General features: G+C 73.8%; 20 protein-coding genes. 9 read left to right on the forward strand and 11 right to left on the reverse strand.

Translation table 11 applies throughout. The features are described 5' to 3' along the window. Positions 1–1,017, forward strand: a complete 1,017-nt coding sequence (locus tag JX575_RS08805) for a M28 family metallopeptidase (protein ID WP_186342052.1) — start codon at positions 1–3, stop codon at positions 1,015–1,017. Here the strand turns inward: JX575_RS08805 and JX575_RS08810 are convergent. Beyond that, positions 1,014–2,213 (reverse strand): CapA family protein, encoded by a 1,200-nt coding sequence (locus tag JX575_RS08810; protein WP_186342053.1) that lies wholly within the window; start codon positions 2,211–2,213, stop codon positions 1,014–1,016. The two genes, JX575_RS08805 and JX575_RS08810, sit on opposite strands and share 4 nt — an antisense overlap. Positions 2,214–2,295: 82 nt before the next feature. Here JX575_RS08810 and JX575_RS08815 point away from each other — a divergent pair, with 82 nt between their 5' ends. Then, positions 2,296–2,835 carry a hypothetical protein gene (locus JX575_RS08815; RefSeq protein WP_186342054.1) on the forward strand — a complete coding sequence of 180 codons (540 nt, stop codon included), beginning with the start codon at positions 2,296–2,298 and terminating at the stop codon, positions 2,833–2,835. Positions 2,836–2,851: 16 nt separating this feature from the next. Here the strand turns inward: JX575_RS08815 and JX575_RS08820 are convergent, their stop codons facing one another. Both JX575_RS08820 and JX575_RS08825 read right to left on the reverse strand, forming a co-directional pair. Further along, entirely contained in the window at positions 2,852–3,328 is a 477-nt protein-coding gene (locus JX575_RS08820; RefSeq protein WP_186342055.1) for a DUF456 family protein, read from the reverse strand. A gap of 121 nt (positions 3,329–3,449) precedes the next feature. Then, positions 3,450–3,695 carry a hypothetical protein gene (locus tag JX575_RS08825; RefSeq protein ID WP_186342056.1) on the reverse strand — a complete coding sequence of 82 codons (246 nt, stop codon included), beginning with the start codon at positions 3,693–3,695 and terminating at the stop codon, positions 3,450–3,452. Between the two features lie 233 nt (positions 3,696–3,928). Here JX575_RS08825 and JX575_RS08830 point away from each other — a divergent pair, with 233 nt between their 5' ends. Further along, positions 3,929–6,001, forward strand: coding sequence for a DNA topoisomerase IV subunit B (locus tag JX575_RS08830; protein ID WP_241005398.1), 2,073 nt, complete (start codon positions 3,929–3,931; stop codon positions 5,999–6,001). A gap of 168 nt (positions 6,002–6,169) precedes the next feature. Continuing rightward, a complete protein-coding gene (locus tag JX575_RS08835) occupies positions 6,170–6,367 on the forward strand; it encodes a hypothetical protein (protein WP_186342058.1) in 198 nt (65 codons plus the stop codon). A gap of 40 nt (positions 6,368–6,407) precedes the next feature. Here the strand turns inward: JX575_RS08835 and JX575_RS08840 are convergent, their stop codons facing one another. Genes JX575_RS08840 through JX575_RS08855 form a run of 4 tightly spaced genes read right to left on the reverse strand, consistent with a single transcriptional unit; the run spans position 6,408 to position 12,011 of the window. After that, positions 6,408–6,902: a carbonic anhydrase gene (locus JX575_RS08840; RefSeq protein WP_206054569.1), complete on the reverse strand. Its 495-nt coding sequence runs from the start codon at positions 6,900–6,902 to the stop codon at positions 6,408–6,410. Positions 6,903–6,922: 20 nt separating this feature from the next. Then, complete coding sequence (locus tag JX575_RS08845) at positions 6,923–8,758, reverse strand: MFS transporter (RefSeq protein WP_186342059.1); 1,836 nt, start codon at positions 8,756–8,758, stop codon at positions 6,923–6,925. Further along, the gene (locus JX575_RS08850) at positions 8,755–9,483 is read right to left on the reverse strand and encodes an LppX_LprAFG lipoprotein (RefSeq protein WP_186342060.1); all 729 of its coding nucleotides are present in this window, start codon (positions 9,481–9,483) and stop codon (positions 8,755–8,757) included. The genes JX575_RS08845 and JX575_RS08850 overlap by 4 nt, the downstream gene beginning before the upstream one ends. Before the next feature lie 5 nt (positions 9,484–9,488). Continuing rightward, complete coding sequence (locus JX575_RS08855; RefSeq protein WP_186342061.1) at positions 9,489–12,011, reverse strand: DNA topoisomerase (ATP-hydrolyzing); 2,523 nt, start codon at positions 12,009–12,011, stop codon at positions 9,489–9,491. 322 nt (positions 12,012–12,333) lie between these two features. Between JX575_RS08855 and JX575_RS08860 the strand changes: the two genes are divergently transcribed. The 3 genes from JX575_RS08860 to JX575_RS08870 are packed head-to-tail and all read left to right on the forward strand — an operon-like array spanning position 12,334 to position 16,809. Then, positions 12,334–15,057, forward strand: coding sequence for a bifunctional GNAT family N-acetyltransferase/acetate--CoA ligase family protein (locus tag JX575_RS08860; RefSeq protein WP_186342062.1), 2,724 nt, complete (start codon positions 12,334–12,336; stop codon positions 15,055–15,057). A 23-nt stretch (positions 15,058–15,080) separates the two neighbouring features. Further along, complete coding sequence (locus tag JX575_RS08865; protein ID WP_186342063.1) at positions 15,081–15,662, forward strand: DUF5998 family protein; 582 nt, start codon at positions 15,081–15,083, stop codon at positions 15,660–15,662. 10 nt (positions 15,663–15,672) lie between these two features. After that, positions 15,673–16,809, forward strand: a complete 1,137-nt coding sequence (locus JX575_RS08870; protein WP_186342064.1) for a nucleotide pyrophosphatase/phosphodiesterase family protein — start codon at positions 15,673–15,675, stop codon at positions 16,807–16,809. Between the two features lie 28 nt (positions 16,810–16,837). On the opposite strand, the gene JX575_RS08875 is transcribed toward JX575_RS08870, so the two are convergent. Further along, positions 16,838–17,491 carry a thymidine kinase gene (locus tag JX575_RS08875; protein WP_186342065.1) on the reverse strand — a complete coding sequence of 218 codons (654 nt, stop codon included), beginning with the start codon at positions 17,489–17,491 and terminating at the stop codon, positions 16,838–16,840. 54 nt (positions 17,492–17,545) lie between these two features. Here JX575_RS08875 and JX575_RS08880 point away from each other — a divergent pair, with 54 nt between their 5' ends. Beyond that, positions 17,546–18,382: a sulfurtransferase gene (locus JX575_RS08880; protein WP_186342066.1), complete on the forward strand. Its 837-nt coding sequence runs from the start codon at positions 17,546–17,548 to the stop codon at positions 18,380–18,382. A 35-nt stretch (positions 18,383–18,417) separates the two neighbouring features. Here the strand turns inward: JX575_RS08880 and sepH are convergent, their stop codons facing one another. Continuing rightward, positions 18,418–19,401: a septation protein SepH gene (gene sepH, locus JX575_RS08885; RefSeq protein ID WP_186342067.1), complete on the reverse strand. Its 984-nt coding sequence runs from the start codon at positions 19,399–19,401 to the stop codon at positions 18,418–18,420. A gap of 130 nt (positions 19,402–19,531) precedes the next feature. On the opposite strand from sepH, the gene JX575_RS08890 reads away from it, so the two are divergent. Continuing rightward, positions 19,532–20,167 carry a trimeric intracellular cation channel family protein gene (locus JX575_RS08890; RefSeq protein WP_186342068.1) on the forward strand — a complete coding sequence of 212 codons (636 nt, stop codon included), beginning with the start codon at positions 19,532–19,534 and terminating at the stop codon, positions 20,165–20,167. A gap of 25 nt (positions 20,168–20,192) precedes the next feature. Here JX575_RS08890 and JX575_RS08895 read toward each other — a convergent pair whose 3' ends face one another. Next, positions 20,193–21,515: a D-arabinono-1,4-lactone oxidase gene (locus tag JX575_RS08895; RefSeq protein WP_186342069.1), complete on the reverse strand. Its 1,323-nt coding sequence runs from the start codon at positions 21,513–21,515 to the stop codon at positions 20,193–20,195. Next, entirely contained in the window at positions 21,512–22,714 is a 1,203-nt protein-coding gene (locus tag JX575_RS08900) for an MFS transporter (RefSeq protein WP_186342070.1), read from the reverse strand. The genes JX575_RS08895 and JX575_RS08900 overlap by 4 nt, the downstream gene beginning before the upstream one ends. Between the last annotated feature and the right edge of the window lie 25 nt (positions 22,715–22,739).

Here is a 22,739-nt window from a genome sequence, read left to right on the forward strand (position 1 = left end):
ATGGAGCCGGGCACGGGTCGTGGGCGAGGGGCGCTGGCCGCCGTCCTCGCGGCCCTCGTGCTGGCCGCGGGCTGCTCGGCCGGCGACGAGGTCGGCTCCCCGGAGCCCGGCCCCGGCGAGGGCAGCGGGGCGGCCGCCACCGACCGGCCCGTCGACCCGCCGGCATCCGCTGGGACCCCGACCGACGCCCGACCCGAGCCCGTCGCCGTCTCCCCGGACGACCTCGACCGGGCGACGGCCGTCGGTGCGGTGCGTCGGCTGGCCGGACGGATCGGACCGCGGGAGGCGACCGGGGCGTCGTACGCCCGTGCCGCCCGCTGGGTGGGCGGCGAGATGCGCCGGCTGGGCTACGACGTCACCCGCCAGCGCGTCGAGGTGCCGGCCGGCGTCTCGTGGGGCGTCCCGGTGGCGGGCGGCTCCTCCGTCAACGTCGTCGCCCGGCCCCCGGGGATGGACCCCGCCGCGCCGCACCTCGTGGTGGGCGCCCACCTCGACACGGTGCCGCAGGCGCCCGGCGCCGAGGACAACGCCTCCGGCGTGGGTGTCCTGCTGGCGGTGGCGGAGGCCGTGGCGGGCCGGCGTACGCGGCTGCCGGTGGTGCTGGTCGCGTTCGGTGCCGAGGAGCCCCGCGGCCCCTCCGACGACGACCACCACTACGGGTCACGACGCTACGTGGCCGCGATGACGCCCGCCGAGCGGCGCGCACTGCGGGCGATGGTCTCGCTGGACCGGGTCGGCGTGGGCGACCGGGTGCCGATCGGGTCGGCCGGCGCCACGGACCCGGTGCAGCGGTCGCTGCTGGCCGCGGCCCGGCGCGCCGGCGTGCCGACGCTCGCCGACGCCGAGCAGCGCAGCAGCGACCACTGGTCGTTCGTGCGCGACGGGCTCCCGGCCGCCCGGCTGGGATCGACCCCCTACGCCGGCTACCACTCCGCCGGCGACGTGCCCGGCGTCGTGTCGCCCGCGCAGCTCGAGCGGGTCGGTCGGGTGGTGCTCGCGTGGCTGGCGCCGCGCTAGCGGGCCCGGGGCGGTGCCAGGCCGGCGCATGAACGCAGCGCCGCGCGTCTGGCGTGTGACGCGGCCGCCGCGGGGCCGGCGTCGGCTGCGGCCAGCCCGTCAGGACCGATCGTCGCGGGCCACCACCGTGACGCCGTGACCCGGGCCCGGCCGGTCCGCTCGCGCGGGGGGCGGACGGTGAGGGTGAGGACGCCCGTCGGGCCGGGGGAGTACCACGCGAAGTTGCCGAGCCCGTAGGCGACGTAGCCCGCCCCGAGGCGGCCGTCGCCCTGCACCTCGTGGGCGTGGCTGCCGACCACCACGTCCGCGCCCGCCGCGACCAGGGCGCGGGCCAGGCGCCGCTGGTCGGGGGACGGGCAACGCTCGCCCTGCACGCCCCAGTGGAGGTAGGCCACGACCACGTCGGCTTCGCTGTCGGCGCGCCGGACCTCGCGCAGCAGTCGCCGAGGGTCCGTGGCGTCGGCGACGCCGGAGCGGCCCGGGCGGGCGGCCCAGTGGCCGGTGGGGTCGGCGGTCGGGTCCTGGTCGGCGGCGGACGCCGCGAGGGTGGCGACCACCGTGCCGCCCACCACGGTGCGAGCGGCGCGGTGCGCCTCGTCGGCGTCGGCCCCGATGCCGACCACCCGGAGCGGCGGGTCGGCGGCTGCCGCGCGTCGGGCCGCGCGCAGCGTCGAGGGGAGCCGGTCCCGCCCGAAGTCCAGCGCGTGGTTGTTGGCCATGCTGGCGACGTCGATCCCGGCGGCCCCCAACGCGGCGAGGGCACGCGGGCCGGCGGAGAAGGTGAACCGCTTGCCGGGCTCAGGCCTGCCGCCGTCACCCACGGACGTCTCCAGGTTGACGATGGCGACGTCGGCCTCGGCCAGGACGCGGGCGGCCGGCGCCAGGGCGTCCGCCGGGCGGCGCAGGCGCTCGGCGAGGGCGCCCTCGAAGTGGATGTCGCCCGCCACGGCGATCCGCACGGGGGCGGGGCGCCCGCGTCCGGCCCCCTCCTCTCCCCCCTCCTCTGCCCCGTCGTCGGTGCGGTCCGGCTCCGGGGCGGCGGGCGTCGCCGCCGACGTCCCCGCGGGCCGCTCGCTCGGGTCCGCGGGCGGGGCGCCCGCGGCGCACGCCGCGAGGGCCGGGCCGACCAGGAGCCAGACGACGAGCGCGCGGACCGTGGCGCCACGACGTGTGTCGGCGCCGCCCGCTCCGGTCATGCGGCCATCGTGCCACCGCGGGGGAGTCCAGCCCTCGGAAGTCGGTCGACGCGGCACGGGTGCGCGGTGTCACACTCGACGCATGAGAACTCGGATCGCTCTCCTGGCCGTCCACGTCCTGGCGCTGACCGTCCTCGTCGCCGCGCCCGCGCACGCGGAGTTCTACGCCGTCGACGACCCTGCGGACGCCAAGGGCTCACTCACCGACATCTACGGGCTCGAGGCCCGCCACGGGGACAAGGCCGTGGTCGTCAAGGTGCGGTTCGCCGAGCTGATGCGCTCGAGCATGGCCGGGGTCTCGGTCTACTTCGACACCGACCGGGACCGCAAGGGGCCCGAGTACGTCCTCAGCAGCGGACTGGGCGACGGCACCGACTACATCCTCACCGCGGCCGAGGGCTGGCGAGGCAGCGACGGCCAGGTCCGGTGCGACTACCGAGCGCGTCCCAAGTGGGGCCAGGACGTGTTCCGCGCGGTCGTGAGCCGCGACTGCCTCGACCGGTCGCCGTCGGTGCGGGTCTCGGTCAAGATGATCGACCAGGCCGGGGCGCGCCCCGTGCGCGACTGGGCGCCCAGACAGCGTCGCTGGAGCCTGCCGCTCGCGCCGGGCCTGGCGGCCTGAGGCCGGTCCCCGCCGCTCAGGTGACCGCGACGCCGACGACCCATGCGAGCGCCGCGACGGCTGCCGCCGCGAGCTCGATGAGGATCGAGACGCCGACGGCGCGGAGCGCCGACCGGGTCGACGGCCCGGCCGCGGCGGCCCCGACGCGGGCGCGCTCGGCGACGTAGATGCCCAGGACGAAGCCGAGGAAGACGCCGACCACGGGGACGACGAAGAACCCGATGAAGGCGAGCAGGGCGCCGACCAGGAGCGTGCGGTTGGGCACACCCGAGGCCTTGAGGCTGCGACCCGGCACGAGGTACTTCACCACCGCCCCGACGGCCAGGACCACCGCGCACACGGCGAAGACGGCCCACGCCGTCGTCGTACCGATGTCGAGCGTCCAGACGAGGACGGCGCCCAGCACGAGGATCGACCCGGGCAGGACGGGCACGATGATGCCGGCGATGCCGACGGCGATCACGAGGGCGACGAGGATCTCGGTGGAGCTCACGCGGCACAGACTCCCAGACACCCGCCCGCCCTGGTGGGCGGAACCGTCCCGACACGCAGAACGGCCCCGGAGAGCGTGTCCGGGGCCGTGCTGGGAGTCGGTGGTCGGGGGTGGGTCGAGCTCAGGCCTCGCTGCCCGCGGCGGGGGAGTCGAGCCTGTGCGTCTCGTCGTGCACGTTGGCCGCGATCTCGCGGAGCTTCTCGCCGTGCTCGCGCGCGTGGTGGGCGCAGAAGAGCAGCTCGCCGCCGGTCTGGAGCTCCACACGGAGGTAGGCCTGGGCACCGCAGCGGTCGCAGCGGTCACCGGCCGTGAGGACGGCTTGGGTGGGTGCGGTGGCAGTGGTCACGTCAGCCTCGTTTCTGTTCATCGGTGTCAGGCCCAACGTAACCAGTGGGGCAAAGATTCCCCGCCGGCCCCCGGACCCTGGACGCTTCAAGTCAACCACGCCGTGCCCCTTCCCGGTGGTGATGTCCCCGACAGTGGACCGTTCGTCGCCGAGGCGACGCCTGTGAGGTGCCCCACGCTAGACCCGAGCATGCGCGTGGCGGGGCAGGCGTGCCTCCGTCGGCGTCCGGCGTGTCGCGGGTAGGTTCTTCCCTTGTGGCAGCACCGGCAGACAACACCTACAACGCCGCGCACCTCCTCGTCCTCGAGGGACTCGACGCGGTCCGCAAGCGACCGGGCATGTACATCGGCTCGACCGACACGCGCGGGCTGATGCACTGCCTCTGGGAGATCATCGACAACGGCGTGGACGAGGCGCTGGCCGGCGTCGCCCACCACGTCGAGGTGACCCTGCACGACGACGGGTCGGTCGAGGTCTACGACGACGGGCGCGGCATCCCGACCGACAAGGAGCCCAAGACGGGCCTGTCGGGCGTCGAGGTCGTGGCGACCAAGCTGCACGCCGGCGGCAAGTTCGGCGGCGGGTCCTACGTCGCGACCGGCGGCCTGCACGGCGTCGGGCTGTCGGTGGTCAACGCGCTGTCCTCGCGGATGGACATCGACGTCGACCGCTCGCCCTCCCAGCGGGGACTGTCGTTCCAGCGCGGTGTGCCGGGCGTCTTCGACGGCGAGGGCCCCGACGCGCCGTTCACCCCGCAGTCCGGGCTGACCCGCAAGGGCAAGCGGGTCGCCAAGGGCCGCACCGGCACCCGCATCCGCTTCTGGCCCGACCGGCAGATCTTCACCAAGGACGCCCGCTTCGAGATGGAGGGCCTGGTCGGCCGCGCGCGCCAGACGTCGTACATCGTGCCGGGCCTCGAGCTCGTCATCCGCGACCAGCGCTCCTCGGAGATGGTCGAGGAGAAGTTCCGCCACGACGGCGGCATCGCCGAGTTCGTGGACTTCCTCTCCCACGGCGAGCCGGTCACCGACATCCTGCGCCTGCAGGGCACGGACACCTTCACCGAGACGGTGCCGCTGCTCGACGACAAGGGGCACATGACGCCCCAGGAGATCGAGCGCGAGCTGTTCGTCGACGTCGCGGTGCGCTGGGACACCGCCTACGACACCGAGGTCCGCTCCTTCGTCAACGTCATCGCCACGCCCAAGGGCGGCACCCACGTCAGCGGCTTCGAGTCGGCGCTGACCAAGACGTTCAACGACTCGATGCGCGCCGCGAAGGTCCTCAAGGCCGCGGACGCGGACGTGATCAAGGACGACGTCCTCGAAGGGCTGACGGCCGTCGTCACCGTGCGCCTCGCCGAGCCGCAGTTCGAGGGCCAGACCAAGGAGATCCTCGGCACCCCGGCGGCTCGCGGCGTCGTCCGCAAGGTGGTGGCCGGCGAGCTCAAGGCGTTCCTGACCTCCACCAAGCGGGCCGAGAGGGCCCAGGCCAAGCTCCTGATGGAGAAGGTCGCCGGCGCCTCGAAGACCCGCCTGGCCGCGCGGCAGCACAAGGAGAACCAGCGCCGCAAGAACGCCCTGGAGTCCTCGGCGCTCCCTGCCAAGCTCTTCGACTGCCGCAGCTCCGACACCGAGCGCACCGAGCTCTTCATCGTCGAGGGCGACTCGGCGATGGGCACGGCCAAGGCCGCGCGGAGCAGCGAGTTCCAGGCGCTGCTGCCGATCCGCGGCAAGATCCTCAACGTGCAGAAGGCCAGCGTCGGCGACATGCTCAAGAACGCCGAGTGCGCCTCGATCATCCAGGTCGTCGGCGCCGGCTCGGGCCGTACGTTCGACCTCGAGGCGGCGCGCTACGGCCGGATCATCCTGATGGCCGACGCCGACTCCGACGGCGCCCACATCCGCTGCCTGCTCGCGACGCTGTTCTTCAAGTACATGCCCGACCTGGTGCGCGACGGGCGGCTGTTCTCGGCCGTGCCACCGCTGCACCGCATCGAGCTGTCCAACCCCAAGAAGGGGATGGAGAAGTACATCTACACCTACTCCGACGACGAGCTCCAGCGCAGGCTCGCGGAGCTGAAGAAGAAGAACGTGCGCTGGAAGGACCCCATCCAGCGCTACAAGGGCCTCGGCGAGATGGACGCCGACCAGCTGGCCGAGACCACCATGGACCCCCGCCACCGCACGCTGCGCAAGCTGACCATCGACGACGTCGACGAGGCCAGCAAGGTCTTCGACCTGCTCATGGGCTCCGACGTCGCCCCGCGCAAGGAGTTCATCGTGCAGGGCGCCTACGAGGTCGACATGGAGTCCCTGGACGCCTGACGGCCCGCCCCGCGCCCGCCCACGCCCTGCCGGCCCCCCGGGGCGTACCCCGGCGTGTCGGACAGGACGACGTGCGGCCGGCGGCCGCGTGCGCGGCTGGCCCGACCACCGGGGCGCGGGTTTGTCCTGTCCGACACGCAGCACGCCGGATGGGACTAGGCTGCGCGCGTGCCTGACGCGAGCATCTCCGAAGTGATCGTCCTGGTGATCCTGTGGACGTTCCCGGCCGCGGTGCTCTACTGGATCATCCGGCTCGGGGTGCGGCACGGCACACTCGACGCCTACCGCATCGACCGCACGGACCAGCGCATCGCGGCGATGCAGGCCGACCTCCGGCCGGGCCGGCCGTCGTCCGCGGGAGACTGAGCGGACCGCGTACGAACCGGCGTCCCGGAGGGCCGGGCGCTCAGACCTGCTCGTCCAGCAGGCCGGTGTCGACGTCGTAGAGGAAGCCGCCGACCTTGGCGCGCTCGCCGATCAGCGGGTGCGTACGCACCTTGGCGACGTCCTGGCGCAGCTGGTCGAGCTGGTCGGTGACGACGTCGAACGACGCCCAGCTGGCGTCGACGCCGGCGGACTCGCCGATCGTGGCGCGCAGCTCCTGCTCGGTGGCCGACGCCATGGCGCAGCGGGTGTGCGGGACGACGAGGATCCGCTGCACGTTGAGCAGGTGCACGCCGAGGACGAGCGCCTCGAGGGCCTGGGGGGTCACCCGGGCGCCCGGGTTGCGGAAGATCTTGGCGTCGCCGTGCCGGAGCCCGAGCATGCCCAGCGGGTCGATGCGCGAGTCCATGCACGTCACCAGCGCGATGCCGGCATGGGCCTTGCCGTCGAAGCCGCCGAGGTCGAAGGAGCCCGCGAACTCGCGGTTGGCCTGCAGGAGGTCGTCGAAGTCGCTCACGCCCGGCAGGCTAGCGCGCCTCAGCTGCCGGCCGGGAAGACGTCCCGCGCCGCGAGCCGGGTGGGGCGCACCTCGCGGAACAGCACCAGCGCGAGGACGGCGGCGACGACCGCGCAGCCGGCCGCTCCCCAGAAGACCGCGTGCTCTTGGGCGATGCCGGCCACGCGGAGCAGGTCGGAGAACTCGGAGCACCGGCTCTTGCCGGCGCAGACCTCCTGCACCGGGGGCACGGCGAGCTGCTCGGAGTAGTAGCGGCGCAGTCCGATGGTGGTCAGCGCGGAGATGCCCACGAGCATCCCCACCATCCGGGCGACCACCACGAAGGCGCTGGCGACGCCGTGGGCGTCGTCGTCGGTCGACGCGAGCAGCGCGGCGTTGATCGGGGCGAGCGCCAGGCCGAAGCCGAGCCCGCCCGTCACCAGGGCCAGGTTGGCGATCGGCTCCTCGATCGTGGTGAGGCCCCAGCGGGTCATCAGCACGAAGCCGGCGGCGGCGAGCAGCATCCCGACGGCCGTGACGGGGCCGGGTGCGACGACGCGGATCAGGTAGCCGCCGACGACCGCCCCGACGGGGAGCGCCAGCAAGAAGCGCACCAGCACCAGCGCGGCCGGCAGCTGGTCGTCGGGGTAGACGGTGGTGCGCGCGAAGAGCGGGATGTCGATGAGGGCGGCGATCAGCGCGGCGCCGACGAAGAAGCTGACCAGCAGCGCCCCCCACGCCGGCGTACGCCGCAGCGCGCCGCGGGGCACGAGCGGCTGCGCGGCGCGGCGCAGGTGCCACGCGAGGGCGACGGCGGCCAGGGCGGCGCCGAGGAGGTACCAGCGCCCCTGCGGCGAGAACACCTCGACCTTGGGGTCGGCGGTGGCGAAGGCGAGGATGACGCCGCCCAGCGCCCCCGCGAGCAGCAGGGCGCCGACGAGGTCGGCGTCCACCAGCACCCGGACCCAGCCGCGCAGGTCGAGCAGCGGTCGGCGCGCGAGCCAGCACCACGCCACCAGCAGCACGAGCGCGACGACGGTGACGGCGCCGATCGGGGTGAGCCACCGGCCGTCACCGGCGAACGGCACGAAGAGCCGGCCCCAGGTGAGGTCGCGCATCAACGACGCGGGCCGCACGAACACCACGGCGGCGCCGGCGAGGGCGGCCGCCACGAGCAGCAGACCGACGAGGTCCGGCAGCCGGCGCCGGCCGGGCGTACCGGTCGTACCGGCCATGCCGTCCGTGTCGCCGGTGCCGCCCGTGGTGGTCGCACGCGGCGCCAGCGAGCGGATCGCGACGGCGAGCACCAGGCCGACGGCGAGGTTGATCGCGAAGATCGCGCGCCAGTCGGCGAACGCGAGCACCGCGGCGCCGAAGAGCGGGCCGAGGACCGAGCCGATCTCCTGCACGGCCGAGACCACGCCGAGGGGGACGCCGCGGCGCTCGACGGGGTAGAGGTCGGCGACCAGGGCAAGCGTCGCCGGCACGAGCCCGCCGCCGCCGACGCCCTGCAGGAACCGGCCGGCCACGATGCTGGGCATGTCGTAGGCCGCCGTGGTGATGAGCGACCCGAGCGCGAAGAGCACGAGGGCCATCACCAGCACAGGTACGCGTCCGCGCAGGTCGGCGATGCGGCCGATCAGCGGGAGCATCGCGACGTAGCCCAGGAGGAACCCGCTGACGATCGGTGCGGCGCGCTGGAGCTGGTCGATCGGCACGCCGACGCCGGTCATCATGTCGGGCAGCGCGAGGACGACGACGTAGGTGTCGGCGGCGGCGAACGCCACGGCGACGGCCGCCAGGGCGAGCAGCAGCCGGGAGCCGCGCGGGGCCCCGTCGCCGGGCTGCCGTCCGGCCGCGCCCGCGGTCCGGCTCACGGGGCGGTGATGTCCTTGTCGATCCCGTAGTCGGCGAAGTCGACGGTGTAGGTCATCGGCTCGGCGCGCGGGTAGAAGACACCGGTGAGGGTGGCCTTGCGCAGCTCGCCCTCGTCGGTGACCTGCCACTCGACGTCGAAGGTGTCGCCGGAGGAGGACGGGATGATCGCCTTCATCGCCGTGCCGGGCACGGTGCCGGTGTAGGTGGTGAGGATCTCGGAGTTGTCGGCGCCGCCGCGCACGCTGTCTCCGGCCTCGAGCGACTCGGTGAGCCCGAGCAGCCCGGCGAAGCCCTTCTCGCCGATCAGGTTGGCCGGGTTGGGCGCGCCGTACTCCTTGGGGTTGACCACGTTCCAGCCCGGGGTGAACGGCAGCTGGGCGTGGACGGTCTTGCCGACCGCGATGACCGGAACGTCGACGGTCTGGCCGGCGAACACGACGGTGATCGAGCCGTCGAAGGCGGGCGCGTCGGTGATGGTGCCGACCGCGCGGGTGATGCCCGAGACGCCGTCGGGCAGGGTCGGCGTCGACAGGGTCAGGTCGACACCGCTGGTCTCGGCGAGGGTGGTCGCGGCCACGGCGAGGGCCTCCTCGGGGGTGGGACCGTCGTCGGCACCGCCGCCGCCTCCGTCGTCGCCGGAGCAGGCGGCCAGGGCGGGGAGGGCGAGGACGAGGGCGGCGACCGTCGTGACGAGTCGTCCTGAGGTGCGGGCACGGGCGGACATGCGGCTCAGCCTTCCACAGGGGCGGGCGCGTCACCGGCGTCCGCGTCTGCCGCTGGGTGCGCCGAGGCGCGAGACGCCACCTGGGCGGCCACGGGGGAGGCCACCGCGGCGATCGGCTGGGACGCGGGAACGCCCGAGCCGTCGCGCCGGCCGTCGGCGTCGGGCAGCTCGACCGGCGCGCCGCTCGACGCCGCCGCACGGGCCGGGCCGGGGCCGGCCCACGCCGTGACCAGCGTGTCCTCGCCCTTGAGGAAGCGGTGGCTGCGCACGCCGCCGGTGGCGCGCCCCTTGCCGGGATACTCGGTGAACGGCGTGACCTTCACCGAGCCCGCCTCGGTGCCGGGCAGGGCCGTGGACGACCCGGACGCGGTCACGACGACCGCGTCGGCGGAGTCGAAGGCGCCAAAGAACGCGACGTGCTGGCCGGCGCCCAGCTTGATGCCTGCCATGCCGCCGCCGGACCGGCCCTGGGGCCGGACCACGGACGCCGGGAAGTGGAGCAGCTGGGCGTCGGTGGAGATGAAGCAGAGCTCCTCCTCGCCGGTGGTGAGCTCGACCGCGCCGACCACCTCGTCGCCGTCCTTGAGCCCGATGACCTCCCACTCGTCGCGGTTGAGGACCTCGGGGTTGACCCGCTTGACCACGCCGTCGCGGGTGCCGAGCGCCAGGCCCGGGCCGTCGGTGGCGAGCGAGGTGAGGGCCAGCGGCCGCTCGCCGGGCTCGAGGGCCACGAGCTCGCTCAGCGACAGGGTGCCCTGGAGGTTGGGGTCGTTGGCGGTCGACGGGAGCTCGGCGTTGCCCAGGTCGAGCACCGAGAGCCGGACCAGGCGGCCGTTGTTGGTGAGCACCCCCACCTCGCCGCGCTTGGTGGTGCGCACCGCCGAGACGGTGACGTCGTGGTTGGTGCGGCCACCGCCGCGCCCCGGCAGGGCGGCGTCCTTGGTGCGCGCCAGCAGGCCGGTGGAGGAGAGCAGCACGAAGCACGGGTCGTCGCTGACCTCGACGTCGGTGGCCGCCGTGACGGCGGGGGCCGCGCCGAGCAGCACCGTACGCCGGGGGGTGCCGTGCTCCTTGGCCACCTCGGTGAGCTCGTCGGAGACCACCTTCCGCAGCAGCTTCTCGTCGGCCAGGATCGCGTCGAGGTACTCGATCGTGCGCTCGAGCTCGCTCTTCTCCTTCTCCAGCTCCAGCCTGCTGAACCTGGTCAGGCGGCGCAGCGGCATGTCGAGGATGTAGTCGGCCTGGACCTCGGAGAGCTCGAAGATCTCGATGAGCCGCTCCTTGGCGGCGGCCGCGTTGTCGGAGCCGCGGATCACCTGGATGACCTCGTCGATGTCGAGGATCGCGATGAGGAGGCCGTCGACGAGGTGGAGCCGGTCGGCGGCCTTGGCGCGGCGGAAGGTCGAGCGGCGGCGGACGACGTCGAAGCGGTGGCCGAGGAAGACGTCGAGCATCTCCTTGAGCCCGAGGGTGCGGGGCTGGCCGTCGACGAGCGCCACCGCGTTGATGCCGAAGGAGTCCTCCAGCGCGGTCTGTCGGTAGAGCTGCTCGAGGATCGCCTCGGGCACGAAGCCGTTCTTGATCTCGATCACCAGCCGCAGGCCGTGCTCGCGGTCGCTGAGGTCCTTGATGTCGGCGATGCCCTGCAGCTTCTTGGCCATCACGAGCTTCTTGATCTGCTCCATCACGCGCTCGGTGCCCACGCCGTAGGGGAGCTCGGTGACGACGATGCCCTTGCGACGCGGCGTCACCGACTCGATGCGCGCGGTGGCCCGCATCTTGAAGGTGCCGCGGCCCGACTCGTACGCGTCGCGGATGCCGTCGAGGCCGACGATCTTGCCGCCGGTCGGCAGGTCGGGACCGGGGATGAACCGCATGAGGTCGTCGAGGGGGGCCTTCGGGTGGGTGACGAGGTGCTTGAGCGCCTGCACCACCTCGACCAGGTTGTGCGGGGCGATGTTGGTGGCCATGCCGACCGCGATGCCGGCCGAGCCGTTGACCAGCAGGTGGGGGATGGCCGCCGGCAGCACGACCGGCTCCATCTCGCGTGAGTCGTAGTTGGGCTTGAAGTCGACCGTGTCCTCGTCGATCGAGGCCGTCATCGCCACCGCGGCCGGCGCCATCCGGCACTCGGTGTAGCGCATCGCGGCGGGGGAGTCGTCGGGGGAGCCGAAGTTGCCGTGGCCGTCGACGGTGCGCAGGCGCATCGACCAGGGCTGCGCCATCCGCACCAGCGCGTCGTAGATCGCCCCGTCGCCGTGGGGGTGGAGACGGCCCATGACCTCGCCGACGACGCGGGCGCTCTTGACGTGCCCGCGGTCGGGGCGCAACGACATCTCGTCCATCGTGTAGAGGATGCGCCGCTGCACCGGCTTGAGGCCGTCGCGCGCGTCGGGCAGCGCCCGGGAGTAGATGACCGAGTAGGCGTACTCCAGGAACGACGTCTGCATCTCGTCGCGGATGTCGGTGTCGAGGATGTGCTCCTCGAAGTCGTCCGGCAGGGGCTGCTGCTTCGTGCGTCGTGCCATGGCGGTCATTGTCCCCGCTGCCCTGCCGCCGACGACCGGGGGCACGCCGACGGCGGCGCGCCGGTTCACGCACGGGGTCGAGTCGGCGCGTCCTGGCGCGCATTCGGGGTCGAGTCGGCGTGTCCTCGCGCGCATACGGGGTCGAGTCGGCGCGTCCTCGCCGACCGCCGGTCAGGATGCGCCGACTCGGCGGTGGTTTGGGGTCAGGATGCGCCGACTCGGCGGTGCTTCGCGGTCAGAATGCGCCGCCTCGACGGGAAATTGCGGCCAGGACGCGCCCACTCGCCGTGGGGCGGGGGCGGAGTCCCGATAGATTGCCACCGTGACCGACACGGACGCCGCAGCACCCGAGCCGCGTACGACGCCCGCGCCCCGGCACTGGGAGGCCGACGTCCTGCTCCGCGACGGGCGCACGGCCCACATCCGGCCGATCCAGCCCGAGGACCGCGAGCTGCTCGTCGAGTTCTACAGCCGGGTCTCGGACCAGTCGAAGTACTACCGCTTCTTCTCGCCGATGCCCGAGCTGTCCGAGCGCGACCTCGACCGGTTCACCCGCGTCGACCACCGCGACCGGGTCGCGCTGATCCTGCTCGTGGCCGGCCAGATGATCGCGGTCGGCCGCTACGACACGATCCGCCCCGGCTACGCCGAGGTGGCCTTCCTCGTCGAGGACGCCCACCAGGGTCGCGGCATCGGCCAGCTCCTCCTCGAGCACCTCGCCCAGGCCGGCCGCGAGCGCGGCGTCGAGGAGTTCGTCGCCGAGGTCCTGCCCGACAACCAGGCGATGATCCACACGTTCCGCGACGCCGGCTACCAGGTGAAGAGCGCCTTCGAGGAGGGCGTGATGGAGATGGTGTTCCGGATCGACCCGACCGACACCGCGCTCGGCGTGATGGAGCAGCGCGAGCACCGGGCCGAGTACGCCTCGATCGAGCGCTTCTTCTCGCCGCGGTCGGTCGCCATCATCGGCGCCAGCCGACGCCAAGACACCATCGGCCGTGCCCTGGTGCGCCACCTCGTGCTCGGCAACTTCACCGGCCGGATCCACGTGGTCAACCCCAGCGCCGACTCGGTGTCGGGGATGCCGGCGTGGAAGTCGGTGGGCGACATCCCCGGCGACGTCGACGTGGCGATCGTCGCGGTGCCCGCCGAGGCGGTCCAGGACGTCGTGCTCGACTGCGCCGCCAAGGGCGTCCACGGGCTGGTGGTCATCTCCTCGGGCTTCGCCGAGACCGGCGAGGAGGGCCGCATGCGGCAGCGCCGCCTGGTCGGGCTGTCCCGCTCCTACGGCCTGCGCCTGATCGGGCCCAACGCCCTCGGCATCATCAACACCCACCCCGACGTCCAGCTCAACGCCTCGCTGTCGTCGGTGATGCCGCCCCGCGGCCGTGCCGGGTTCTTCTGCCAGTCGGGCGCGCTCGGCACCGCGATCCTGGAGAAGGTGCAGAACCGTGGTCTGGGACTCACCACCTTCGTCAGCGCCGGCAACCGCGCCGACGTGTCGGGCAACGACCTCCTGCAGTACTGGGAGGAGGACGACGCCACCGAGGTGGTGCTGCTCTACCTCGAGTCGATCGGCAACCCGCGCAAGTTCTCCCGCATCGCCCGGCGGGTGAGTCGCCGCAAGCCGATCGTCGCGGTCCGCTCGGGGCGCAGCTCCCAGGGCGTGCCCATGGGCCACGCCGTGCGCCGGATCGGCGCCCCGGGCCAGGCGGTCGACGCGATGTTCCGCCAGGCCGGGATCATCCAGGTCGAGTCGCTCGAGGAGATGTTCGACGTCGCCCAGCTGCTCGCCCACCAGCCCCTGCCGCGCGGTCGCCGGGTCGCCGTCGTGGGCAACTCCGACGCGCTCGGCCTGCTCGCCGCCGACGCCGCCAACTCCGTCGGGCTGGTCGTCAACCGCCAGGAGGCGCTCGGTGCCGACGCGACCGCCGAGGACTTCGAGGACGCCCTCGACGCCGCCATCGACGACCCCGACGTCGACGCCGTCGTCGCGATCTTCATCCCGCCGCTCAACGTCGCGGGCGCCCGCGAGGACGTCGCCAACGTGCTCGCCGCCGTCGGCGAGCAGTCCGACAAGCCGATCGTGTCGACCTTCCTCGGCACCGAGGGCGTCCCGGAGCTGCTGCGGGTGCCCGACGTGGCCGGCTCCAGCGCGGGTCGCGGGTCGGTGCCGTCGTACCCCGCGGTCGAGGCCGCCGTGCGCGCGCTCGCGCACGTCGTCGAGTACGCCGTGTGGCTGCGGGTGCCGCAGGCGCCGGCCCTCGCGCCGGTCGCCCACGACGCGGACGCGGCCCGCCACCTCGTCAACGAGGTCCTGATGCGCCACCCCGAGGGCCGCGACCTCGACTACCAGGAGCAGAAGCGGCTCCTGGCCGCCTACGGCATCGACCTCTGGGACACCTATGCCGTCGCGTCGCTCGACGAGGCGACCACGGCGGGGGAGGCGCTGGGGTGGGACGTGGTGCTGAAGGCGACCGCCGACCACCTGCGCGACCGGCCCGACCTGGCACACGTGTGGCGCAACATCGACACGCCCGCGGAGATGGCGCAGGCGTGGCGCTCGCTGAGCCACGTCATCACCGACCCCGACCGGGCCGGCTTCGTGGTGCAGCGCAACGCCCCGCCCGGAGTGCCGGTCACCATCGCGACGATGGAGGACCCGCTCTTCGGCCCGGTGCTGTCCTTCGGCATCGGCGGCGCGCTCACGGAGCTGCTGGGGGATCGGGCCTACCGGATCCCGCCGCTCGCCGACCACGACGCCCAGGACATGGTGCGCGACATCAAGGCCTCCCCGCTCCTCTTCGGCTACCGCGGCGGCGAGAGCGTCGACGTGGCCGAGATCGAGCGCCTGGTGCGGCAGGTGGCCCAGCTCCAGCACGACCTGCCGCAGGTCCGGGCGCTGCAGCTGCCCCTCGTGCTGGCAGGCGCCAAGGGCGCGACCGTGCTCGGCGCCACGGTCCGGGTCGAGCCGGTCAAGGACCCGCGCTCCGACTGGTTCGTCCGACGGCTGAGCACGATGGCTGGGGACACCCTGACCGACTGAGCCAGGCGTGACAGACTGCCACCATGCCCCGCTCGACCCGTGACGCGGACGTCTCCCACGACCTCCGCAAGGCGATCCACCGCACCGGCTACTACCCCGAGGTCGTCGCCGACGGCGTCTTCTCCGCGGCCGGCGGCGAGGAGGTCCTTTCCTACTTCGTCCACCACGAGACGACGTTCGACCACGAGGAGGTGCGTCGCCACCTGACGGCGCTCCTGCTCACGCCCACCCGCCTGGTGATCGCGCACACCGACGAGCACCCGGGCGACGACCTGCTGCCCGAGCCCTACACGTCGACGACCACCGAGGCGGTCACCCTCACCTCGATCCGCACCGTCGTCGTGACGCGGATGGTGGCCAACCCGACCAAGGGCGTCGCACCGCCCGCCGAGGCCGTGCTGACCATCGGCTGGGGCGGTGTGGGTCGCCTCGACCTCGAGCCGGCCGCCTGCTCCGACCCGAGCTGCGACGCCGACCACGGCTACACCGGCACGCTCGCCGGCGACGACTACACCCTGCGGGTGTCGGCGGCCGCCGAGGGCGCCGACGCCGTGGCCGGCCTGCTGGCGTTCGCCGAGGCGCTGTCGTCCCGCACCCGCGGATGAGCACCCACCGGTGACGGCCGACCAGGCGCCGGCCGGATTCACCGCGCCGGCCTACGGTGACCGCTCGCTCGCCGACGTGGTGCCCTCGGTGGCCCGCGCCCTCGGGGTCGAGCTCGACGGTCACCCCGTCGGGTTCGAGCTCCCGCCGGCACCGTCCTACGTCGTCTTCCTCGTCGACGGGATGGGCGCCGAGCTGCTCGCCCGCTACGCCCACTCAGCCCCCTACCTGTCGTCGCTCCTCGACGGTGCGGCCACCGGCACGGCCGGCGTGCCCTCGACCACCGCGACGTCCCTCACCTCGCTGGGCACCGGGCTGGTGCCGGGCGCGCACGGGCTGGTCGGGTTCACCGCGCGCATCCCGGGCACCGACCGGCTGCTCAACCACCTGTGGTGGGACAAGGGCGTCGACCCGGTCGAGTGGCAGCCGCACCCCACCGCGCTCGGCCGCCTCGCGCACGCCGGAGTGAGCGTCACCTCGGTCAACAAGCGCGACTTCGAGGGCTCCGGCCTCACCGTGGCCTCGCAGCGAGGGACGGCGTACGTCGGGGCAGACCGCGTCGGCGAGCGGATCGCCGCGGCCGTGGCCGCCTCCGCCGACCAGCCGTCGCTGACCTACGTCTACGACTCCGACCTCGACTGGACGGGCCACAAGTTCGGCGTCGCCTCGACCCAGTGGCTGCAGCAGCTCGCGATGGTCGACGCCGAGGCCGAGCAGCTGCGCGAGGCGCTGCCGCCCGCGACCCGGCTCGTGGTGGTCGCCGACCACGGCATGGTCGACAGCCCGCGCGACGCGCGGGTCGACGTCGACGAGGTCGCCGGCATGCGCGACGGGGTGGCGCTGCTCGGCGGCGAGGCCAGGTTCCGCCACCTCTACTGCGCGGCCGGCGCCGTCCCCGACGTGGTCGCGACCTGGCGCGAGGTGCTGGGGGAGCGGGCGAGCGTCGTGACCCGCGACGAGGCCGTCGGACTGGGGTGGTTCGGCCCGGTCGCCCCGGGCGTGCTGCCACGGCTGGGCGACGTGATGGTCGCCTGCCACGGCGACGCCGCGGTGATGTCGTCGCGCGACTTCGCCTACGAGGACACCCTGGTCGGGTTGCACGGGTCGCTCACCTCGGCCGAGATGCTGATCCCGATCCTCGTCGACTGACGCCGGTAGGACCGGTCCGCGGCGCGGGTCAGCCGAACGGCAGCGGCTCCGGCGCCAGCGAGACCGCCTTGGCGCGCGCCGCCGTGAGCCGTCGGCGGTGGTGCTGGCGGCACAGCACCTCGTAGGCCACGTCGGCGGGCGGCTCGTCGACGCTGTCCACGTCGCCGACGACGACGACGTCGCCCTCGACGACCATCGCGCCGTTCTCGGTGCGGGCGTTGTGGGTGGCGCGCTTGCCGCACCAGCACAGCGCCTCGACCTGGAGGACGTTCATCCGGTCGGCGAGCTCGACCAGGCGCGCGCTGCCCGGGAAGAGCTGGGAGCGGAAGTCGGTGAGGATCCCGAAGGCGAACACGTCGATCTGCAGCTCGTCGACGACCTTCGCGAGCTGGTCGATCTGCGCGGCGGAGTAGAACTGCGCCTCGTCGCACACGAGGTAGTCGATGCGCCCCCCGCGGGTCAGGGTGTCGACGACGTAGGCCCAGAAGTCGAAGCCGGCGTCGACCTCGAGCGCGTCGTGGGTGAGCCCGAGCCGGCTGGAGACCACCGCCTGCCCGGACCGGTCGTGGGTCGTGAAGATCCGGCCGACGCGTCCGCGGGCGGCGTGGTTGTGGTTGGTCTGGAGCGCCAGCGTCGACTTGCCGGAGTCCATCGTGCCCGTGAAGAAGTGCAGTTCAGCCATGTCCGGGGAATCCTGTCACAGTGCCGACCCGTAAGGGCGGCTACCGTGCCGCGCATGGACGACTTCTCCCGCGGGCCGCTGGTCAGCCCTGACGAGCTCGCCGCCGAGCGCGCCTCCGACCCCGAGCAGGTCACCGTCCTCGACGTGCGCTACCTCCAGGGCGGGCCACCGGGACGCGGACTGCACGAGGCCGGGCACGTCCCGGGAGCGGTCTACGTCGACCTCGACGTCGACCTCGCCGATCCGCCGGGCGCCGGGGGCCGCCACCCGCTGCCCGACCCGGCACGGTTCGAGGCGGCCATGCGGCGCGCGGGCGTGCGCGGGGACCGCCCGGTCGTCGTGTACGACGACTGGCAGGGGCGGGCGGCCGCGCGGGCGTGGTGGCTGCTGCGCCACCACGGGCACCGCGACGTGCGGGTGCTCGACGGCGGGTGGACCGCCTGGCTCGAGGACGGCCATCCCGCCGAGACGGGGCCGGTGGACGTCGCGCCGGGCGACTTCACGGTCGCGGCGGTGCCACAGACGCCCGTCGTGGGGCCTGATCAGGTGCTCGACGTCGAGGTGCTCGTCGACGCGCGGGCGCCGGAGCGCTTCCGCGGCGACACCGAGCCCGTCGACCCCGTCGCCGGTCACATCCCCGGCGCCGTCAACGTGCCGACCACCGCCAACCTCGACGACCGCGGCCGGTTCCTGCCACCGCCGCTGCTGCGCGAGGCGTACGCCCGTGTCGGCGCCGACACGGCCGCGTCCGTCGCGGCCTACTGCGGCTCCGGCGTCACCGCGGCGCACGACCTGCTCGCGATGGAACTGGTGGGCATCCGCGCGGCGCTCTACCCGGGGAGCTGGAGCGGCTGGATCACCGACCCCGACCGGCCCGTCGCGACCGGCTGACGGTCGCTGACCGGCGCGTGGACCGGGCGCGACCCTCAGTCGCCCTTGCCGCCGCCGAACATGATCTCGTCCCAGCTCGGCACCGACGCCCGACCGCGCTTGCGGGTCGGCTTGGACCGGGGCTCGCCCGTGGCCACGTCCGACTGCGGGTCGGACTGCGGGTCGGACTGCGGGTCTTGCCGGTCGGACTGCTGCTCGGTCGCGTCCGGCGTGCGAGCGGCGCCACCGCTCGGGGTCTCGTGCTCGTCGCGGTGGGCCGTGACGGGCCGGTCGGTGCCCAGGCCGGGGTCGGCGAGCTCCATGGTGGTCTCCTCGGGGGAGGCCTCCTCGCCGGTGACCATCTCGATCGCGTCGTCGCCCAGGGGCACGTCGCCGTCCACCGCGCTGAGGCGACGCTGGCGCGCGGCGGTGAGGTCGTCGGCGGCCGGCGAGCTGGTGGCGGCGGGGGCGGCGTCGCCGACGAGCCAGCGGGCGTCGTCGTCGTCGATGGTGACGAAGCTGCCGCGCGGGTCGTGGGAGAAGGTGGCGGTGCCGACGCGGCCGGCCACCTCGTAGAGGGCCGTGAGGGTCCACCGGCCGTCCTCGCGGCGCCAGGCGTCCCACTCGATGGTGGCCGGGTCGACGTTGTGCGAGCGCAGGTGCGCGCTCACCGCCTCGCCCAGCGTCCGGGCACCCGACTCGCTGGCGCGGCGGCGTACGGACGCGAGCTGGGCGCGCTCGGCGACGTGGGCGCGCTCGGCCATCACCGGCGCGGCGAACGGCATGATCTTCTCCACCGAGGTGCCCGCCGCGTGGGCGACCGCCTCCGGTGACTCACCGGCTCGGATGCGCGTCTGGATGTCGCGTGGACGGAGGCTTGATTCCATCGGGATCTCCAACTGGCCGTTGCTGTCGTGGGCGCCGGCGAGCGCGCGGCGGAGCCGGGCGTCGATCGCCAGGGTGTGCTCCTGGCCCGACTCGTCCACCAGCAGCAGGCGCTTGCCGTCCCTGCTGCGTCCGGTGAACGTCAGCTTGGCCATCGACGGCGGGCTCCTGCCTGGCTGGTGGTCGGGGGATGGTCGCGGGTGCGGGTGGCATCCGTGCGCTCGAGCCTACGCCAGCGCAGCGCGCCGGAGCGGGCACCTCCGCGGCGCGCCCTAGGCTGGAGTGGTGCCCGTTACGGACTTCGCGACGACGATCGTCGCGCTCGACCTCATCGGGATCTTCTTCTTCGCCGTCGCGGGCGCGCTGGTCGCCGTGCGCCGCAACCTCGACCTGTTCGCGGCGCTCGTCCTGGGCGGGGTCACCGGGCTGGGCGGGGGCATCATCCGCGACGTGATGATCGGGGACACCCCGCCGGCAGCGCTGGCCGACTGGCGCTACCTGGTCGTCCCGGTCGTCGCGGGGTTCCTCACCTTCACGTTCCACCCCACGGTGGGGCGGCTCGAGCGGGTGGTCACGGTCTTCGACGCCGTCGGCCTGTCGATGTTCTGCGTCACCGGCGCGCTCAAGGCGGTCGACTACGGGCTCGACCCGGTCGCCGCCGCGCTGATGGGCATGGTGACCGGCATCGGCGGCGGGATGATCCGCGACGTCCTCGCGGGCACCGTCCCGGTCATCTTCGAGGGCGTCCTCTACGCCACCCCGGCCCTCGCCGGGGCGGTCGTGGCGGTCCTGCTCGACCGCACCGACCTGCCCCTGCTGGTGGTGGCGGCCGCGGGGTTCGCCACGTGCCTGGTCTGGCGGCTGCTCGCCCTCGTGCGGGGCTGGCAGGCGCCGCTGCCGAAGGGACCCGCCAGCGTGTGACCCGTCCCGCGGGTCAGTCGCCGGGTCAGTCGCCGAGCACCCGGCGCAGGTGGGCGTTGGCGAAGACCCGGTCGGGGTCGAGCCGGTCGCGCAGCGCCAGGAAGTCGTCGAACCGGTCGTAGGCCGGCGCCAGGTCGGCGGCGGTGCGGGTGTGCACCTTGCCCCAGTGCGGCCGCCCGCCGGCCTCGCGCAGCACCGGCTCGAGCCCGCCGAAGTAGGCCGTGTGGTCGGTGTCGGCCGGCACGTGGAAGGCGAGGTAGAGGGTGTCGCGACCGTGCGCGGTCGACAGCGCGACGTCGTCGGCGGGCGCCGTCCGGACCTCGACGGGGAAGGCGATCCGCCAGTCGCTCGCCTCGACGATCCGCCGGCACTCGCGCAGCACGTCGAGCCCGACCTCGCGCGGCACGGCGTACTCCATCTCCCGGAAGCGCACCCGTCGCGGGCTCACGAAGACGCGGTGGGCGACGTCGGTGTAGCGGCGCTCGGACAGGGCGCGGCCGGCGAAGCGGTTGATCCGGGGGACCACGGCCGGGGCCCGCGAGCCCACCCGGCACAACGCGCCGAACGCCGTGTTGGAGACGAGCTCGTCCTCCCACCACGCGGCGAGCGCGGACGGCGGCTGCTGCTCGCCGGGGTCGAGATCGGTGCGCACGTTCTGCTTGACCAGCATCCGGTCGGTGTGGGGGAACCAGTACATGTCGACGTGGTGCGCGGCGGCCACCATCTCGTCGTACGACGACAGCGCCCCGTCCCAGTCCATCGGCTGCTCGTGGGCCTCCACGACGAAGAGCGGCTCGACGTGGAAGGTCAGGGTGGTGAGGATGCCGAGCGCGCCGAGGCCGACCCGGGCCAGGTCGAGCACGTCGGCGTTCTCGGTGGCGGTGGCGCGGACCACCTCGCCGGTGCCGGTGACGAGCTCCAGGCCGGCGACCTGGGCAGCCAGCCCGGCAGCGGTGCCGCCCGTGCCGTGCGTGCCGGTCGAGGTGGCGCCGGCGAGCGTCTGCTCGGCGATGTCCCCCATGTTGTGCAGGGACAGCCCGAGGCGCTCGAGTGCGAGGTTGAGGTCCTTCAGCGGCGTGCCCGCCAGGGCGGTGACCGTCATCGCCTGGCGGTCGACCGTGACGATCCCACGGAGCCCGTCCGGTCGCAGCAGGGTGTGCTCCGGGGCGGCGATCGCGGTGAAGCTGTGCCCGGTGCCGGTCATCTTGACCGTCGTCCCGGCCTCGCGGGCACGGCACACGACGTCGACCACGTCGTCGACCGAGCGCGGCGTCTCGACGTGGCGGGGGACCGCCTCCTCGAGACCGGACCAGTTGCGCCAGAGGTGGCCGTGCAGGGCGGGGCTCATGCCCGCAGACTAGGGGCCCGGTCCGCCTGGCGTCCGCCACGTGCGGTCTGCGCCGCGAGCGCCCCCAGCAGGCCGCCGGCCAGGGCGACGGCGTACGCCGCCGAGGCGCCGCTGTGGTCCACGACGAACCCGGCGATGCTCGCGCCCGGGGCCACCCCCGCGACGATCCCGGTGTGCAGGATCGCCATCCCCTCGGTGAGACGTCCGGACGGGACGCCCTGCTCGACCATCGTCATCGCGCTGATCATGGTCGGGGCGATCGCCAGCCCTCCGACGAGCAGCACGACCGCCATGAGCGGGATCGAGTCGACGAACATCAGCGGTGCCATCGCCAGGGCCATGGCGGCCGAGCCCCAGCGCAACCGCACCTCGGGACCGCTGCGCCAGGCGACCGCGCCGGTCACCAGCCCGGCGACCAGGCTGCCGAGGGACCACACCGCCAGGAGCCAGCCGGCCACCCAGCGCTTGCCGTGCTCCTCGGCGAAGGCGACGGTGGTGACCTCGGCGGCCCCGAACAGCGCGCCGAGCGTCAGGCAGACGAGCGCGAGCGGCAGCACCAGGCGCCACGGCATCGGCGCCCGGACCTCTGTCGGCGTCGTGCGGCCGGGGGGCGGCTCGGTGCGTCGCTGGGCCGCGAAGGCGTACGTGCCGACGAGCCCGCTGACGATCGCCGCGGTGAGTCCGGCGACCGGGTGCCAGCTCGTGGCGAGCAGGGTGACCAGCACGGGGCCCACGACGAAGACCACCTCGTCGAGCACCGCCTCGAGGGCGAAGGCGGTCTGCTTCTCGCGGGGGTCGTCGAGCAGGTGCGACCAGCGCGTGCGCACGCTCGCGCCGACCTGGGGGAGCGCGGCCCCGGCGACTGCGGCGAAGACGTAGGTCCAGATCCGGGGCCAGTCCTGCTCGACCGCGAGCATCATCAGGGCGAGTCCGGCGGCGAACACCGAGATGGCCAGCGGCAGCACGCGGGACTGGCCGTAGTGGTCGACCCACCGGCCGTGCAGCACCGCGAACGCCGCCTCGGCGAGCACGAACACGGCCGACACCGTGCCGGCCAGGCCGTAGGAGCCGGTGCGCTGCTCGACGAGGAGCACGATGCCCAGTCCGACCATGGCGATCGGCAGCCGGGCGACGAGGGCGGCGCTGCTGAACGCCAGCGCACCCGGGCGCGCCAGCACCCGGCCGTAGGAGTCGAGCATCACGCGCATGGTAGGCCGCTCTACG

The organism is Nocardioides sp. zg-1228 (assembly GCF_017086465.1).
Lineage (GTDB): Bacteria > Actinomycetota > Actinomycetes > Propionibacteriales > Nocardioidaceae > Nocardioides.

Coding starts and splice junctions, on each gene's coding strand:
- JX575_RS08805 (WP_186342052.1), top strand. CDS start 1: ATGGAGCCGGGCACGGGTCGTGGGCGAGGGGCGCTGGCCGCCGTCCTC.
- JX575_RS08810 (WP_186342053.1), bottom strand. CDS start 2,213: ATGACCGGAGCGGGCGGCGCCGACACACGTCGTGGCGCCACGGTCCGC.
- JX575_RS08815 (WP_186342054.1), top strand. CDS start 2,296: ATGAGAACTCGGATCGCTCTCCTGGCCGTCCACGTCCTGGCGCTGACC.
- JX575_RS08825 (WP_186342056.1), bottom strand. CDS start 3,695: ATGAACAGAAACGAGGCTGACGTGACCACTGCCACCGCACCCACCCAA.
- JX575_RS08850 (WP_186342060.1), bottom strand. CDS start 9,483: ATGTCCGCCCGTGCCCGCACCTCAGGACGACTCGTCACGACGGTCGCC.
- JX575_RS08855 (WP_186342061.1), bottom strand. CDS start 12,011: ATGGCACGACGCACGAAGCAGCAGCCCCTGCCGGACGACTTCGAGGAG.
- JX575_RS08865 (WP_186342063.1), top strand. CDS start 15,081: ATGCCCCGCTCGACCCGTGACGCGGACGTCTCCCACGACCTCCGCAAG.
- JX575_RS08875 (WP_186342065.1), bottom strand. CDS start 17,491: ATGGCTGAACTGCACTTCTTCACGGGCACGATGGACTCCGGCAAGTCG.
- JX575_RS08880 (WP_186342066.1), top strand. CDS start 17,546: ATGGACGACTTCTCCCGCGGGCCGCTGGTCAGCCCTGACGAGCTCGCC.
- sepH (WP_186342067.1), bottom strand. CDS start 19,401: ATGGCCAAGCTGACGTTCACCGGACGCAGCAGGGACGGCAAGCGCCTG.
- JX575_RS08895 (WP_186342069.1), bottom strand. CDS start 21,515: ATGAGCCCCGCCCTGCACGGCCACCTCTGGCGCAACTGGTCCGGTCTC.
- JX575_RS08900 (WP_186342070.1), bottom strand. CDS start 22,714: ATGCTCGACTCCTACGGCCGGGTGCTGGCGCGCCCGGGTGCGCTGGCG.